The 16,813-nt window shown below is 74.6% G+C and carries 7 protein-coding genes; all 7 read right to left on the reverse strand.

Features of this window, described 5'->3' with window-relative positions; translation table 11 throughout:
* Positions 1 to 118 precede the first annotated feature (118 nt).
* Positions 119 to 1,153 (reverse strand): ornithine carbamoyltransferase, encoded by a 1,035-nt coding sequence (argF, locus tag ACWFR1_RS05110; protein WP_453546614.1) that lies wholly within the window; start codon positions 1,151 to 1,153, stop codon positions 119 to 121.
* Between the two features lie 163 nt (positions 1,154 to 1,316).
* The gene (locus tag ACWFR1_RS05115; RefSeq protein WP_453546616.1) at positions 1,317 to 2,549 is read right to left on the reverse strand and encodes an arginine deiminase; all 1,233 of its coding nucleotides are present in this window, start codon (positions 2,547 to 2,549) and stop codon (positions 1,317 to 1,319) included.
* Between the two features lie 126 nt (positions 2,550 to 2,675).
* The gene (locus tag ACWFR1_RS05120) at positions 2,676 to 5,408 is read right to left on the reverse strand and encodes a hypothetical protein (RefSeq protein ID WP_453546618.1); all 2,733 of its coding nucleotides are present in this window, start codon (positions 5,406 to 5,408) and stop codon (positions 2,676 to 2,678) included.
* The gene (locus tag ACWFR1_RS05125; RefSeq protein WP_453546620.1) at positions 5,405 to 7,777 is read right to left on the reverse strand and encodes a hypothetical protein; all 2,373 of its coding nucleotides are present in this window, start codon (positions 7,775 to 7,777) and stop codon (positions 5,405 to 5,407) included. The genes ACWFR1_RS05120 and ACWFR1_RS05125 overlap by 4 nt, the downstream gene beginning before the upstream one ends.
* Positions 7,774 to 10,485 carry a hypothetical protein gene (locus tag ACWFR1_RS05130; protein ID WP_453546622.1) on the reverse strand — a complete coding sequence of 904 codons (2,712 nt, stop codon included), beginning with the start codon at positions 10,483 to 10,485 and terminating at the stop codon, positions 7,774 to 7,776. Before ACWFR1_RS05130 ends, ACWFR1_RS05125 begins: the two co-directional genes overlap by 4 nt.
* Complete coding sequence (locus tag ACWFR1_RS05135) at positions 10,482 to 13,979, reverse strand: tubulin-like doman-containing protein (RefSeq protein ID WP_453546624.1); 3,498 nt, start codon at positions 13,977 to 13,979, stop codon at positions 10,482 to 10,484. Before ACWFR1_RS05135 ends, ACWFR1_RS05130 begins: the two co-directional genes overlap by 4 nt.
* A 22-nt stretch (positions 13,980 to 14,001) precedes the next feature.
* Complete coding sequence (locus tag ACWFR1_RS05140) at positions 14,002 to 16,812, reverse strand: VWA domain-containing protein (protein WP_453546882.1); 2,811 nt, start codon at positions 16,810 to 16,812, stop codon at positions 14,002 to 14,004.
* Position 16,813 lies beyond the last annotated feature (1 nt).

A 16,813-nucleotide genomic window follows, 5' to 3' on the forward strand; every position in this document is an offset into this window, starting at 1 on the left:
GGGGCTTCTCATCTCTGGTGGTGCACGCGTGAGGGGGGTTCGGGCATGTACACCCGAACCCCCCTGAAGGATGCGATCGTAAGCCGCACCACGCATATTCACCCAATCGGGCGTAAGGCTATGCCTGCGCACCCGCGGTCGGCGCCTCGGCGGGGCCCGCCATGGTGGCGACCAGGACCGCCTTGATGGTGTGCATCCGGTTCTCGGCCTCGTCGAAGACGACGGAGTGCGCCGACTCGAAGACCTCGTCGGAGACCTCCAGCTCGGTCAGGCCGTGCCGGGCGTGGATGTCGCGGCCGACGGCCGTGCCCAGATCATGGAAGGCGGGCAGGCAGTGCAGGAACTTGACGTCCGCGTTCCCGGTGGCGCGTAGCACGTCCATGGTCACGGAGTACGGGGAGAGGGCCGCGATCCGCTCGTCCCAGACCTCCTTGGGCTCGCCCATCGACACCCAGACGTCGGTGGCGACGAAGTCGGCGCCCCGGACCCCGTCCGCCACGGACTCGGTGAGGGTGATCGTGGCACCGCTCGTCTCGGCGAGCTTGCGGGCCGCGGCGACGATCTCCTCGGCCGGCCAGTACGCCTCGGGGGCGACGATCCGCACGTCCATGCCGAGCAGGGCGCCGGTGACCAGGTAGGAGTTGCCCATGTTGAAGCGGGCGTCGCCGAGGTAGGCGAAGGCGATCCCGTCGATCGGCTTGTCGGTGTGCTCGGTCATGGTGAGCACGTCGGCGAGCATCTGGGTCGGGTGCCAGTCATCGGTGAGGCCGTTGAAGACGGGGACTCCCGCGAAGGCGGCGAGCTCCTCGACGGCGGCCTGACTGTCGCCCCGGTACTCGATCCCGTCGAACATCCGGCCGAGTACGCGCGCGGTGTCCTTGACCGACTCCTTGTGGCCCATCTGGGAGCCCGAGGGGTCCAGGTAGGTGGTGGAGGCGCCCTGGTCGGCGGCGGCGACCTCGAAGGCGCAGCGGGTGCGGGTGGAGGTCTTCTCGAAGATGAGGGCGATGTTCCGGCCGCGCAGCCGCTGGACCTCGGCGCCGGCCTTCTTGGCGGCCTTGAGCTCGGCGGAGAGCGCGATCAGGCCGCGGAACTCCTCGGCGGTGAAGTCCAGCTCCTTGAGGAAGTGGCGGCCGATGAGGTCTGTGGCCATGGGACGCGCTCCTGGGGGTACGGGTCGAGGGGACGGCGGCCGGGGGAACGGCGCCGAGGGCACGATGGTCGCGGGGACGACGGCCGAAGGGACGACAGTCGCGGACCCTGGAAGTCTATACGAACATCAGCATTTATATACAGCCCCCTCGCGGAGGACCCGCTCAGATCGCGTCGCGCTCCACCGGGCAGCTCATGCAGCGCGGGCCACCCCTCCCCCGCCCCAGCTCGCTCCCCGGGATCTCGATCACCTCGATGCCCTGCTTGCGCAGATGCGTGTTCGTGGTGACGTTCCGCTCGTACGCCACCACCACCCCCGGCTCCACCGCGAGGACGTTGCACCCGTCGTCCCACTGCTCCCGCTCCGCCGCGTGCACGTCCTGTGTCGCCGTCAGGACCCGGACGTCCTGGAGCCCCAGGGCCGCGGCGATGGCGCTGTGCATCTGCTCCGGCGGATGGTCCGTCACCCGCAGGGACTGCCCCTCGTCGCCCGGCTCGATCGTGTACGAGCGGAGCATGCCGAGCCCCGCGTACTGGGTGAACGTGTCCTGGTCCACCATCGTCATCACCGTGTCCAGGTGCATGAACGCGCGCCGCTTCGGCATGTCCAGCGCGACGATCGTGCGCGCCGAACCGGCCGCGAACAGCCCGCGGGCCAGCATCTCCACCGCCTGCGGGGTGGTGCGCTCGCTCATCCCGATGAGGACGGCGCCGTTGCCGATGACGAGGACGTCCCCGCCCTCGATCGTCGACGGGTAGTCGCGCTGCCCCTCCGACCAGCGGTGGAAGGAGCCCGCCTCCGGTCCGGCGAAGAGCGGGTGGTGCCCGTAGATCGCCTCGAAGTGCACCGTCTCGCGCTGCCGGGCCGGCCAGCGCATCGCGTTGATCGAGACCCCGTCGTAGATCCAGGCCGAGGTGTCCCGGGTGAAGAGGTGGTTCGGCAGCGGCCCGAGGACGAAGTCGTCGAGGTCGAGGGCGTGGAAGCGGACCGACGTCGGCTCCCGGTGCGCCGCCAGGAACTCCCGCTTCGTCATACCGCCGACGAGCACCTCGCCCAGCGCCCCGGCGTCCAGCGAGTCGAAGGCCGCGCGCAGGTGGTCGGCGGCCAGCGGACCGTACTCCTTCTCGTCGAAGACCCGGTCCAGGACCAGCGCGCGGGCGGCGGGCACCTCCAGGGACTCCCGCAGCAGGTCGCCGAAGAGATGCACCTCGACACCGCGGTCGCGCAGCACGTCGGCGAAGCCGTCGTGCTCCTGGCGGGCCCTGCGCACCCAGAGCACGTCGTCGAAGAGGAGGGCGTCCTTGTTGGACGGCGTGAGCCTCTTCAGCTCCAGATCGGGGCGGTGGAGGATGACGCGGCGCAGCCGCCCGGTCTCGGAATCGACATGGAATCCCATGGGCCCATCCTGACGGAGCCGGGGGGCCGCGGCCCGTCTTTCGGGCCTTCGAGCCCGCGGTTCAGAGCGCGTCACTTCACGTCACCTCACTTCACGTCACTTCACTTCCCGTCACCTCACTTCCCGTCACTTCAGTACGGAGGCGATGAGGATCAGGGCGATGAGCAGGCCGAGGAAGGCGGCGGTGCGCAGCAGGAAGCGACGGGTGTAGCCGTTGACCGAGTCGCCGTCCGGCGGGGGGTAGGTGACAGGGCCGGGTGGCTTGCCGGGCCGCTGAACCTGGTCGGGTGGTGGGGGTTGGTGGGGCGGCGGGGGTTGGTGGAGGCGCTGGGCCTGGTCGGGTCGTTGGGCTGGGTGGGGTCGTTGGGCCGGCTCGGATCGCTGGGTCTGGTGGGATCGCTGAGCCTTGTCGGGTCGCTGGGCCTGGTCGGGGCGGTGGGCCTCGTCGGGCCCGTGAGGTGGCGCGGCCTGGTGGGGAGGCGGCGGCTGGTGGGGTGGCGCCGGGCGCCGGGCGCCGTGCGCCTCCTTGAGGAGCGTGAGCCAGACCGCGTCGGGCAGGCCCGGACGGTCGCCGTCGACGATCTGCCAGAAGGCCTCGCGGGCCGACGGCACGGGGCTCCTCCGCAGCCGCGAGAGCAGGTCCGCGACCGTACCGACCGGGGCGTCGCCGCCACCGAGGAGCGGGCGGACGGCCCAGCGGTGCAGCTCGGCCGCGTTGGACGCGCGCTGCTCCTCGGGCGGCTCGGAGCGGTCGTGTTCGGCGCCGGGCGACGCGGCCGCCCAGAGCTCCCGGCCGAGAACCACCTCGCACAGGTCGCGGCGCGCCGGATGCTCCCAGAACGGCAGGCGCCGGGCGATCTCCTGGAGGAGGAGGGTGACGACGACGTACAGCTGAGGGCGGCGCAGGGCGTCGAGGAGCTCACGGCTGCCCGCCCGCTCGACGAGGCCGCGGGCCTCCTCCACGTCGCGCGCGGTCGGCAACCGGTGGACGAGCCCGGTCTCGGCCTCCCGCTCCCGGCCTCCCCGCAGCTTCGTGCCCCACCCACGCCGGCCGCCGTCGGCCGGACCGGTCCACTGGGCCCCGACCAACGGGAGGACGGGACGGGGGTACGGATCGTGCGCGTGGTCCGGGGTGGAGTGGGGTGGGCGTGGGAGGAGTACGGGATCCGGTTCGGGGGCCGGGGTGGGGGCGGGGAGCGGTTCGGGATCACGGTGGCGGGCGGGAGCGGAGGCGGGGTGGCGTTCAGGGGCGCGGTCGGGCTGCCGCGGCGGGACCTCCGGGGCCCAGGGGTCGGCTGCGCCGGGGGCCTCGCCGTGGGCCGTGTCCGTGTACGGCTCCGCCGTGTGCCGCGGCGGGTCCTGGACGGGCCGGCCGGGGCGGGAGCGGTCCTGGCGGCCGTCCCAGGGCTCCGGGGAGGACGGGGGACGCCCCGCGTCGGGAGACCGGGGTACGGAGCTCCGCTCGGCGACCGGGAGGACCGGCGGGCGGCGCGCGTCGGAGCCGTCCCGCGTGCGGTCGGCGTCCCGCGCGCGGTCGATGTCCCGCGCGCGGTCACCGTCCCGCGAAGTCGGCTCGCGTCGCGCCTCCGGCGAAACGGTCGGATACTCCCGGCCCGTCGCCGCCCCGGGCTCTGACGCCGGGCCGGGCTCCAGGGCCGTGCCGGGCTCCGGGGCCCGCTCCGGCCCGTACCCCCGCCCACCCCCGTATCGCGGCTCCGACTCGGCCCGATTGCGCGGATCCGGCGCGGGCCTCGGTCTCGGATCCGACTCAGCTCCGTTCAGCGGATCCGGCGCAGGCCCGGATCTCGGATCCGGAACGGCCCCGGATCGCGGACCGGCCTCGGATCGCGGACCCTCGGTCCCGGACCCGTACCCGTACCCGGGGTCCGGCGGCGCGGCCCCGTACCGCGCGTCCCCCGTGGGCGGGACGCGGGGTTCACGGGCCGGGCCGGTGCGGCGGCGGGTTCGGGCGTCGAGGGTGTCCAGGGCGCGGGCCGCCGTGTCGAGGAGCGGGGCCCGGCGGCCGGACGCCGCCTCGTGGAGGGCGCTCCCGACCGCGTACTCGCGTCCGTCGCCCTCCTCGACGCCCCGCAGATGGTGGCGGACGAGCCCGGCGGCGATCTCCTCCGCGCGGTCGCCCGACCGCTCGCACGGGTCGACGCGGCGGCGGCCCGTGTTGGGGCTCGCCGCTCCCGACCAGCGGCCGACGAACACGTAACGCAGCGCGGGCAGTTCGACGGTGTCATGACTGGCGAAGGTCCACCGGCGTTCGATGAGCTCGCCGAACATGCTGTGCAGTCCCCACAGCACGGGGCAGGCGGTGTCACCGCGTTCGTCGAGGACGGTGAACCGGCCGTCGGGGTGCCGCAGCAACTCCGCCACCGTACCGACGAGTTCCCCCGCCACGTACGGCAGCGTCTCGTCGAGTGCGCCCTGTCCCCGGCCCGCCGCCGGTACGAGGACCTCCTCCCGCACCACGGGAAGCCGTCCGCGCGCCTCGGCGGCGTTCAGGGCGGCGGCGCCCTCCCAGTCCCAGGCCTGGAGGCCGAGGCACAAGGCCGGGTCGAGCAGCGCGGGCGAGCCGACGAGCGCGTGACAGAGGACGGACGTCCCGCCGTCGGCGTCCGCGAAGGGGGTCCGCCGGATGAGCATCACGCCCGCGCGGCCCTCCAGGCGGATCAAAGCCGGCCGCGTCTCCTCCCCGCCGGCCCGCAGCATGGGGCCGGAGATCCGGAAGAGTGCCTCCGTCTCGTCCCGGAGCCCGGACCAGGCCACCGGACCGAAGCCGGTACTGCCCGAGGAGTTCTCGCTGTCCCAGCGGAAGACGATCTGGTCGACCTCGTTCTCCGACCGTGTCATCGGACGATTCCCTCCGTAGGCTGCGTCCCGGGCAGCAGCCCGCACATGGCGAACAGGGACAGCAGGGGCGCCAGGACCCGGCGCGGCCGGACCCCGTGCGGGAAGTGGTCGCCGCGTGCCTGTCCGCCGGTCGCGGCGACGAAGTGCAGGGAGCAGTTCGCGCAGTCGTCGAAGGGCTTGAGCCAGGCGGCGCTGGCGTGGTGGGCGAGGAAGGCGTACGCGTCGCGGCTCTCGTCCCGCGCCTCGGCGGGGTCGAAGCGGCCGGGCAGGGCCCGGCCGAGCCACCGGTCGACGGTCGGTTCGAAGCGCACGAGGTCGCTCTTGTTGACGGCGAGCGCGGCCGGCGCCGCGACGAGTCCCCCGCGCTGCCTCGGGATGCGGTCCAGGACGGTGGCGAAGGCCTCGTCGCCGAGGTCGCGGCGACGCAGCCCGCTCTGCTCCCGCACCGGGTCGAGGGAGCCGAGGCGGAGCGCGCGGAGCGGGTCGAGGACGAAGACGAAGGCGTCGACGCCCATGAGGAAGCGGGCCACTTCCCCGTCCTGCGCGAGGTCCTCGCCCGCCAGGTCGAAGAAGACGACGGGCCGGGGCGTCCCGCCGCCCGCGGAGACCAGCAGCCCGTCCGCGAAGCGGGCGAAGGTCTGCTGACCGGTACGGCCCAACTGCCGTCCCTGCTGGAGGTTCTGGACGCGTTCGCGCAGATAGGTCCGGTGCGCCTCGGGGTTGAGCGGTCGGCTGCGCAGTCCGTACGGCGCGAGGCCGCCGAGTTCGATCTCGCCGAGCATCGCGGCGAGGAGGTGGGTCTTTCCGACGGAGGAGCTGCCGACGAGGGCGACGGAGAGCGGCTCGCCGTTGGTCAGGTAGGGCACGGGCAGTTCGTGCTCCTCGTCGCCCTCCACGGTGTGCGGGCACAGGTGGTAGGCCTTGCGCAGGGCGTCGGCGACGTGGGCGGGTCGCCGCTCCCCCGTGAGGTCGAGCGGGATCCGGTTGCCCTTGGCGTCGATGGTGACGAGCAGGCGCTCGTCGTACTCGACGGGCAGCAGGCAGTGCGGGCACATCCGGCTCCGCGAGGGCGGGACGGACGGGAAGTCGAGCGGCGACGCCGGAGCGGCGGGGCGGAGGGGTCCCTCCCCTCCTCCGAAGATCCGGTCGATGAAGGTGGTGCGGGAGGAGCGGGGGTCCGGTACGGGGTCGGGCACGAGGCCCGGTACGGGGTCGGGCACGAGGTCCGGTACGGGGTCCGGCCCGGCGCGGTCGGTGTACGGTCCCGCGTCCGACCACGGGTCTCGCGCGAACGCGGCGTGTTTGCGGGCGAGTTGTCTGTCGTACCGGGCACGCCACGGGGCGAGCGGATCGGCGGCTCCGGCGGCCGCGCCGAGCGGATCGCGGACGTTCAGGAGCCGCATGAGCTCGGCGGGGCGCGGCCGTTCGGCCGCCCTCGGGGAGAAGAGGCCGCTCTGGGCCAGGGCGGCGAGACGCCGGTAGTCCGCGAGGTCCCCGGGCGGTCCCCCGCCCGGGCCCGGGCGGCCGGAGAGGAGGTAGTAGCCGAGCTGGGCGACGGACCAGAGGTCGTCGCGCGCGTCGGTCGCGCCGCTCCCCTCGCGCTGCTCGGGCGAGGCCCAGGGCGCGCCGCCGAACGGCTCGCGCGCCTCCCCCGCGCGCAGCGCGGCGAACGGCTCGCAGAGCCGTACGTGCGCGCCGTCCCACCGCACGGTGTCCGGCGCGACGACCCGGTGCACGAGGTCGGCGTCCTCCAGAAGCCGTACCGCCAGGGCGAGTTGGCCGATGATCCGCTCCTGCTCCTCGGAGCCGAGGCGGCCCGCCCACTCGGCGAGCGGCCTGCCACGGGGCATGCGGTACAGGACGAAGGGCTCGGGCGCGGTGAGTTCGAAGCCGACGACCCTGGCGAAGACGGCCCCGAACTTCGCTGCCCCGTAACGCCGTTCGAGGGCGACGGCGGCCGCCACCTCGCGCTCCAGCAGGCCGTACGCGTGGGGGTCGGCCTGCGCGGACACGGTCAGCCGGAACTGCAGCACCGGCCACCCCGCGCCCAGGGTGGCCCGGCGCGCGAGGACGCCGGGCCTGCCGGGCGGCCTGCGGTCGTCGCCGTACCGCACGGCGAACCGGACCGGCTCCTCGCGGTGGGTGAGGAACTCCAGCTCCTCGTAGTACGGGTGCGGCGGGCTCGTGGGCTCGGCCAGGTGGTCGGGGTGGTACGGATCGATCGGGGGGTTCGGGGCGGTCGGATGGTCCGGGTCGGTCGGGTAGTTCGCGTGGTGCGGGTCGGCCGGGTAGCTCAGGTGGTCCGGGTCGGTCGGGTGGTTCGGGTCTGTCGGGTGGTTCGGGTCTGTCGGGTGGTTCGGGTCTGTCACGGTTCTCCCGCCTCCTCGGCGCGGACGGTGTGCACGACGTCCGCGCGCAGCGGTACGAGACGGAGGATGCCGGCGTGCCGGCCCGCACCCGTCCACACCACGTCCTCGGCGGTGCCCCGCCAGATGTCGTCCCCGGCCGCGCCGCGCCGCATCGCCTCGGGCACGAAGCGGACCCGCCGGGCGGCGAGGGGGTCGTGGGAGAGCAGCCTCAGGTGCTCGGGGCCGCAGAGCGCGACCGTGCCGCCGGGGTCGTCATCGGAGAGCAGCAGCCGGGCCACCGCGTCCGGGGCGACACCGGTGAGCCGGGCCGCGTCGGGCCGTTCGGAGCGGTCGGTGAAGGCCGCGAGCGAGGTGAGCGCGCCGAGGTCGCGGAGGCTTTCGTACGGCGGCGGTGGCGAGGCCGCCGCGTCGCGCTCCAGACGGATCCGGGTCTCGTCCAGGAGCTCCGTCAGCCGCTGCCCCTGTGCCGTGTGCTCCGTGCCCCCGGGGTCGCGTTCGATGCCCGCCCAGCATCCGTCGAGGAGGAGGACGGTGCCGGAGACCAGATCGCCGACGAGCGTGTCGACGAGTGCGGGGCCCCCGTCCCCGTACCGCCGCTCCAGCCATGCCGGGGCGGGCGTGAGCTGCCGGGACGGGGACGGTGGCGGGTAGGGAGACGACTGCGGCGCGTACGGGGGCGCGTACGGGGGCGCGGCCGGAGTCCGTACGGGCGGCTCGGCGTCCATGTCAGACCAGCCGTCGTCCGCCCCGTCGTCCGCCCAGTCGTCCCAACTCCAGGCGGCCGGCGCGGTGTCGGCACCACCGGCCTGGCCGGGACCCGGTCGCGGATACGGCGCGGGCTCCGGCGGTTCGTCCGCCCAGGAAGCCCGGTCCGGCCCCCACTCCGGCGGCTGGTCCGTCCTCCATTCCGGCGGCTGGTCCGTCCTCCATTCCGGCGTCCGGGCCCGCCCCCACTCCGATGACCGGGCCGGCGACCGCACGCCGCCGTACGCGTCGGCGGTGTCCGCGAGGCCGCGCAGCAGCCGGGCCGTGGCACCCGCCCCGGCCGAGCAGTGGTGCCGCACCTCGGCGAAGAGCCAGTCGTGCACGGCGGTCGTCACGACCAGGCCATGGACCTCCCGCAGCATCCGGCCGGCCTCCTCCGGATCCGCCCGCGCCCACCAGTCGTCCACGGCCCGGGTCCAGTCGCGCAGGGCGATCAGGACCACGGCCACGACGGACACGGCCAGGGCCGCGGCCCCCGCCCAGGTCGGCAGGGCCAGGAACATGCCGAGGCCCGCGCCGGCGAGGCCGCCGAGGACTCCGCCGACGAGCCGGGGCGCCGCGCCCGTGGCTCCGCCGCCGTCGATCCTGCCGTCGGGCGAACGGTTGGGCCTGCGCCGCAGCATCAGGACGGCGAGGGCGGCGGCGAGGACGCCGACGGCCGGGCCGAGGAGCAGGCCGAGTACCGGCCAGACCCCGGCGAGCAGCGCGAGCAGGCCGGTCAGGGCGAAGGCCGCGGGCCGCGACCCGCCGGCCGTGAAGGGATACCGGCCCCCGAGCCGCCGCAGCCGCTCCGGACCGCAGATCGCGTCCAGGCGCGCGAGCCGGGAGGCACTGCCCGCCGGTGCGGTGCGCGCGGAGAGCGCGGAGAGCCTGGCCGCCACGGAACGCAGCGGCAGGCCCCGGCCGATCAGGTCGTACGTATGGTCCCGCAGGGCCGGGACGATTCCCGCTCGCGTGATCTCCCTCGGCAGCTCGGGGAGTTCGACGCCCCGGTCCCGGAGAAGCCCCCGGTGTTCGGCGGTGAGGCGGGTGCCGCCCGCGGCCCCGAAGGCGTCCGCGACGGCCGTACGGAACCGGGCCAGCTCCTCCGTGAGCCGCTCGATGTCCCCCGGCAGGTCCACGGCACGGCCCGCGCCGGTGAGGAGCCCCGCCACTCCCCGCACCCGGTCGTAGCCGTCGACGGCGTCGTCGAGTGCCTCCTGGCAGGCGGCGAGCCGGGCCCCCGCCCTGCCCCCGACCGGCAGCCAGTCATGGCCCGAGAGGGAGCGCGGCACGCCCTCGCCGAGAAGCAGCGCGAGCGCGCCCGGCACGCCCTCCGGGGAGGCGGCCCCGGCCGGGACCTCGGGGCCGGTCAGCCCTTCGACGGCCTGCCGCCAGGCCCGCGCGCGGGCCTCGTCGGTGAGGTCGTGCTCCAGGACCCGCACGGCGGGCACGGCCACGCCGTGCACGACCTCCGCGAGCGAGCCGAGGACGGCGTCGAAGACCTCCGGGGTGGCGAGCACCTCGACGAGCGGGCGCAGGACGGCGTCGCCGGAGGAGGCGACGGCCGCCGCGCCGCCCTCCGCACCGTCCCCCACGCCGTCGCCCACGCCGTCGCCCGTGGTGTCACCCGTCGTGTCGCCCGTGGTGTCGAACAACCAGAGAACTCCGGCGGCGGGCGGGCGCAGTGTCAGGGTGCGGCGCAGCGTCCGGTCGCCCCGGTCGCCGACGGCCAGGCACACGATCTGGGCGGGGCCGTAGGAGGAGAGGCGCTCGTAGAGGAGTTGATGGGCGACGAGCCCGGCGGCCTCGTCGACGACGAGGAACCGGCGCTGACCGCCGGGCTGCGGGACGTCCAGCGCCGCGCGGACGGCGGCGCCGGGGTCGTCCGGCCCGCCCGACCTCAGGTCGAGGCAGACGGCGTGGCCCGGGAGAGGGCGCTCGGGGAGGGCGCGACGGTTCACCGCTCCTCCTCTTCCGGGCCCCACGGGTACCCGTCGAACTCGAACTCGGGCTCCGGCTCGAACTCCCAGTCCCCTTCGTACGCGGATCCGCGGGCCTCACCGGCCACAGGAGACTGAGGGGACGGGTCGTGCCGTCCCGCCCCCGGCCTGGACGCCTGCCCGGGCTGACCGTGCCGCCCCGGCTCGCTCCCGGGCCCGGTCCCCGCCCCGTACCCGTCTCCGTCTCCGTATCCGTATCCGTATCCGTAGTTCTCCCGAGGATCAGGACCGGGCGGCCGACCCTGGCCCCGCCCTTGGCCCTGACCCCGCACACTCCCCCGCCCCTGTCCTTGTCCCTGCCCCCGTCCCCGCCCCTGTCGCCCCGGCCCGTGGCGGTCGAAGAGGGCGCGCAGGGTGGAGCGGTTCGCGCGGGCCGCGGCCGGGAAGCGCATGTCGAGGGCGCCCGGGTAGGTGACCTCCCAGAAGTGGCGCAGCGGGGCGAGCCATTCGACGTCCGTGTCGCCGTACTCGCGGTACTCGGCCTCCAGCCGGTCGAGCAGGACGAGCTGGCGCGGGGCGACCTCCTCCACGAAGTGGGTGAAGAGCCGCGACGGCGGCTGCGGCACCTGCCCGAGGCCCTTGGGCAGGGTCCGCATGAGGCGTTCGCAGAACACCTCGATGATCTGGCCCTCGTCGAGCAGCGCCCAGCGCTCGTACGCGCGCAGCATCCCCGCCCAGCTGGAGAGCGAGCCGTCGAAGTCCTCCAGGCGCAGCGACATGGTCGCGGACTCGCCTTCCTGGAGCCGGATCCGGACGAGGCCGGGCGAGTCGGCCGGTCCTTCGGTGGCGATGTTGCCGTTCCACATCGCGCAGAGCAGCCGGTGCATGATCCGCTGGCGGTCCTGCTCCGTGGCGACGAGCCAGTCGTCCTGGTAGCCGAGGCGCTGGCGCCAGTGCAGGAAGTCGTCCTCGCCGGCCGAGTCGCGGGCCTCGGACCAGAGGCTGAGGACGTTGCGGACCTCGGAGATGTCGGTGAGGTTCATGCCGCTGCGGAAGAGGACGACGGTGAGGGACTCGGTGTCGACGGCCCGGTACTCCTGGTCGGCCTTCGCGGGCAGGTTGAGCGCCTGGCGGAGGAAGCCGGCGGCGCGGCCGTCGGACTCGCTGGCCGGGTGCACGATGAGGATCTTCATCGGGCCGCTGCCGTCCGGGACGAAGCCGACGGGGAGCAGCCCGGCGAGCCGGGCGCGGAACTGGTCGAGCCAGCGCGGGTCGACCTTCGACTCGGCGCCCTCGTCCCCGGCGGCGGCCCGCAGCAGCAGCTCCATGGAGGGCAGCAGGGGGCGGGCGAACTGGGCCTCGTTGGCCTCGCCGAAGAGCTTCTTGACCCGGCGTTCCAGGACCTGCTTGATCTCCTTGACCGGTGCTCCCGGCGAGCGGCGGACCGCGTCGAGGGCGCTGCGCCAGTCGTCGGGCCGGACCAGCCGGTCGAGGAGGGTCGCGGCGTCGGTGGTCTCGGGGAGGCCCTCGCTCTGGGCGAGCCGGTCGACGACGTCGTCGTAGAAGGCGCGCAGGGTGTTCTGCGGGGGCAGGAGGTAGGCGATGCCGGCGCGGTCGTCTCGGTAGAGCTCGCGGCGGCGTTCGGCGAAGCCCCGTGCCTCGTCCTGCTCGTGGGCGCGGAGCACCTTGGTGAGCTCGCCCAGCTCGTTGACGGTCCTGGCCAGGGACGGCCGCCACTGGGCCTCGCCGGCCTGCCAGCCGCGGTGCCAGAGGCTGCGGGCCCGCCACTGGTACCAGGCCTGCTGAGCGGCGAGCGCGTCCTGGACGTCGGGGTCGTTCCACCGGGCCGGTACGACGCCGCCGACGCTTCCCTTGATGCGCGGGATCGGCGGGGCGGAGGCCTGGACGTGGGAGGGACGTTCGGGTTCGTTGCGCCGGTTGTCCAGCATGCCCGTGAAGCCCGCTCTGGCGACTCTTTCGGGGTGGCCGGGCAGGCCGGCCAGGACGGCTTCGAGCTGGAACGGGCCGATGAGGCCGAGGAGTTCGCGTGCGCCGGAGCCCGGCCTGAAGTCCTCGGTGAGGCGCGGTATCTCGCGGGTGAGATGGGCGTCGAGACGGCGCAGCGCGTCATCCATGTCGCCGATCCGGTGCTGCAGCTCCTGGGCGATGTCCCTTCGTCCCCTGGGGAGTTGCTCGGGTCCGGGGACGTCGGGCGCCTCGCGGTTCCAGAGCCGGCCGATGCCGGAGCGGACGAAGAGGTCGCGGACGAGGTCCGATCCGTCCCGGGCGGGCCGCCGGGCGCGCTCCTCCATGCCGCGCACGGCCTGGGCGAGGAGCCGGGCGGCGACGATCTCGGCGAGGTCGTCGATGGGGACGGTGAGGGAGGCGGCGAGGCTGGTGGACATGCCGCGGTAGCCGATGCCGGAGCGGGCCGGTGTCGAGCGCTCGACGCTCTTGTTCACGAACCGTTCGGCGAAGGACTGGTAGTCGTCGTCGGCATGGGTCACCGAGCCGTTGGAGTCGCTGAGTTCGGTGCCGATGAGGGACATCACCATGGCGGTGATGGAGCGGCGCAGGTCCTCGGCGCCGATGACGGACGGCTTGGAGAAGAGGAAGGCGGTCTGCATGGTCGCGGGGCGCAGGGCGACGACCCCGTCCCGCGGGTACGTGACGCTGAGCCGGCCGCGCTGTTCGACGTCGCCGACGGCGTCGACGGCATCGGGTACGTTCTGGTCGTCGACGAGCCGTGAGAGGTCCACCAGGGCGCGGGCCGCGTTGAGTTCGGCCTCGCGCCCGCCGCCCGCCTCGGGCGGGAAGGCGGACGGCATGACGACGAGCGGGTAGATCTTCACGCCGGGCACCTTGGCGTTGCGGAACTCGTGCCCGATGAGGTGGATGAAGTCGTAGTAGATGCCGGCGCCGGTGCCGCCGGCGACGGAGAAGGCGACGAAGACGTCGCAGCCCCTGATCCGGCCGCCACCGACCCGCTGGAGGTCGCCGGCCGCCTGGCCGATGGCCCCGATGGCCTCGCGGAGCTGGCGCAGGACGGGTTCGAGACCGGAGCGCAGGGTCGCGAAGAGCGCGGCGCGCCCGACGGTCGGCAGCTGCCCCGCGCCACTGTTGAGCGGGGCGACGCGCGGCTGCCGGATCCGGGGCGGCAGCCAGAGCCGGGTCTCCTCGGGGACGGAGACGCGCAGCATCTCCGTGACCTCGGGCGAGGAGTCGAAGTCGGTCGGCAGCAGGTCCCGGACCATGCGGGAGGTACGGGCGAAGGCGGCGCCCTCGGCGCCCCTGGCCCGGAACTGCGGCTGCTTGAGGAGCTCCGCCTCGCTGAAGTCGGCGTAGACGAACTGGAGGCAGTCGGGCAGCTGGAAGGGCATCCGGCGCCCGCCGTCGACCAGGTCGGTGCCGTCGGGGCCGCAGAGCTCCCGGCGGAGGCTGCGCTCGAGTTCGCTGCCGATGCGGCCGCCGGTGCCGCCGAGCCCGACGAAGAGCATGGGCTGATAGATCTTCATGTCGTCTCCTTTGGGGGCCCGTTCAGAAGTTGGGGTCCGGGTCCCCGGCGGCCGTACCGCCCGTGCCCGTACTGGGTCCGCTTCCGGGATCGGTTGCCGCGGGGATGTCCGCGGCGCCTCCGGATCGGGCTGATCGGTCTGTCCTGCCTGATCTGTCTGATCTGTCTGACCGGCTTGATCTGCCTGCCCGGCCTGATCGGTCGGACCGGTCGGACCGGCCTGATCGGTCGGACCGGTCGGACCGGTCGGATCGCCGGGGCAGTCCGAACCGGCGCGGCCCTGGTACGCGGCCTTCCGCGCCCGTACGCGTACGGGATCCGGCCCCGTCGTCCGTACGGGAATCGGTTCCGTCCCCCGTACGAGGACCGGAGCCCGAGCCGGAGCCGAAGCCGTAACCGGAGCCGTAGCCGTCGTCGGCGCCGGAGTCGAAGCCATAGCCGTAGCCGTCGTCCGTACCGAAGCCGACGCCATCGTCCCTACCGGTACCGGAGCCCGTGCGGGCGCGGCCCCGCCCGCGGTCGCGGCCCGTTCCCCCGCCCCGTACGACGAGTTCGTACGCGTCGAGGCCGGCCGGCTCGCCCGGGCGCAGGGGGACCTGCGCGCCGCCCCGGGGGCGCAGCAGCAGCTGGCCGCCGCCCGTGCGGCGCAGTACATGGGCGCCGGAGGAGGAGCCTTCGCGGGCCCGGCGGAGGGTGGGCGGGGCGCCGCCCACGTCGTCGACCGCGAAGGGGAACGACCCTCGGACGCTCTGGCCGCGGCGGACGGTGAGCGTGTCGAGGACCCGCCCGCCCTCGCGGAGTTCGAGCGTGACGCCGGTGAGGTCGCGGCGGCGGCGCCTGGCCGCCTCCTGGACGCCGAGGAAGGCGGCGACGAGGACGAGTCCCGCGGCCCCGCCGACGACGGCCTTCCACCACCGGTCCCACCAGGTCGGCGGGGCCACGACGAGGACGTCGAGGAAGCCGTCGTCGAGGACGCGGTCGCCGTCGCCGGTGTCCACGGCCGCGATCCGGCCGCCCAGTTCGCCCAGCGGTGTGCCGTCGCCGACGGTCACCGTGAAGGGGACGCGCGTGCTCCCGCCCGGCGGCGCGGTGACGGTCGCCGGGGAGACGGAGAGACGGGCGCCGGGAGTCAGGTCCTCGACGGCGAGCCGCAGCGTGCGCGGTCCGGAGTCGTTGTTGGTGACGTCGATGGTGCCGCCGACGGTGCTCCCGGGGTGCACGGTGGCCCGGTCGAGGGCGAGCCCGGCGGTGAGGAGCGGGGTGCCCTGGGTGACGCGGGCGTGCAGCGGCCGCCGGTCGGAGGTGACGCCGGGCGCCGACATGCGGGTGGTGAGCTCCAGGTCGCCGGTGGCGCCGGCGGGCACGGTGAGCGTCCCGGTGAACCGGACGTCGCCCGCCTTGCGGTCGGGGGCCTTCCCGTCGTCGGCGAGCCGGAACGTCACGGGGGCGAATCCCGCGCCGCGCAGTTCGGCCGCCACCGTGAGATCCGCGAGCTGGCGGGGGTCGGTGACGGTGACACCGCGCCGGGTCTGCATCCGTACCGACACGGTGACCTGCTCGCCCGCGCGCGGGGAGGCCGGGTCGAGGGTGACGTCGGAGCGGAGCATGCCCTGCCAGATGGCGCGGACGGCGACCTCGCGGTCGCGGTGCCCCTCCGGCGCCTCGATGTGCACGCGCCAGCGGCCCGGCAGCGGGTTCTTCACGCGCAGCGCCTCGACCGGCCCGTCCTGTCCGCCGACCTCGAAGGTGGAGCCGTCCAGCTCGCCCCGGGTGGGGACCTGCCGGCCCATCGGGTCGAAGTAGGTGACCCGTACCTTCGGGTCGTGCTTGGACACCGTGAGGGAGCCGTCGGTGGCGATGGGCGGGATGACGACCGTCAGGTCGGCGGGCGGCTTGCCGGCGGTGCCGTGCGAGATCCGCGCGCACCGGGCGGCGGCGAAGGTCTCCTGGAGGGCCTTGTCGAGCTCGGCGGAGCTGCTGACGACCCGCATGTGGGGGACGGAGCCCGGCACGTCGGAGCACGCGCCCCGGTAGCCGCCCTCGGCCATGGCCGTGAGGGCCGCGCGGTCGATCTCGGTGCCGAAGCCGAGGGGCCAGATCTGCACGCCGGCCGCCCGGGCGCGCGCGAGTTCCTCGGTGAGCCGCCGCTCGCCGTTGGACTGGCGGTTGGCGGGGTCCGTGCCGTACTCGGGGCTGTCGGAGACGTCGAGCCTGCCGTCGGTCAGGAGGAAGACGACCTTGGGGGTGGCGGGGGCCTTCGCGGCCGCCCCACCCGTGGTGCCCTTCTCGGGGAGGCTCGGGAGGTCCGCCGGCCGGGGGAGGCGGGTGAGGCGGGTGACGGCCTGGCGGATGGCCGCCGGGAAGTCGGTGCCCGGCCCCATGCGGGCCGCGTCGCGCCGGTTGAGCAGCTGGACGCAGTCGCTGAGCCGCTCGCGGCCGGCCGCGTCGGCGACGGTCGGCGCGCAGACCTCGCGCACGGGCGACTGGCCGGACTTCTCCGAGCTGCCGAAGCCGATGACGGCCGCCCGGGAGCGCTCGGATATCTCGCCCTGGCTGAGCAGCCCCGCCGCCTCCGTCTCGCGCGCCAGGTCCTTGTCGGCCAGGCTGGCCGACTGGTCGACGACGACGGCGAAGTCGATCGGGTCGGGTCCCTCGGCGGGCTCGGCGACCGCTCGGGATGTCTGCGCTGACTGCGCTTGCTGCGCTTGCTGCGCTGCCTGAGGCGCGCCGGGAGCGCCGAACGCGCCGGGGGTGCCGGCGGCCGCGAGCGGGCCGGTGAGCGCGAACAGCGTACCGGCGAGGAGCAGGGCGCTCCCCTTGTTCGTCCACTGCATC

The organism is Streptomyces sp. NPDC055103 (genome assembly GCF_053607625.1).

Coding starts and splice junctions, on each gene's coding strand:
- argF (WP_453546614.1), bottom strand. CDS start 1,153: ATGGCCACAGACCTCATCGGCCGCCACTTCCTCAAGGAGCTGGACTTC.
- ACWFR1_RS05115 (WP_453546616.1), bottom strand. CDS start 2,549: ATGGGATTCCATGTCGATTCCGAGACCGGGCGGCTGCGCCGCGTCATC.
- ACWFR1_RS05120 (WP_453546618.1), bottom strand. CDS start 5,408: ATGACACGGTCGGAGAACGAGGTCGACCAGATCGTCTTCCGCTGGGAC.
- ACWFR1_RS05135 (WP_453546624.1), bottom strand. CDS start 13,979: ATGAAGATCTATCAGCCCATGCTCTTCGTCGGGCTCGGCGGCACCGGC.
- ACWFR1_RS05140 (WP_453546882.1), bottom strand. CDS start 16,812: ATGCAGTGGACGAACAAGGGGAGCGCCCTGCTCCTCGCCGGTACGCTG.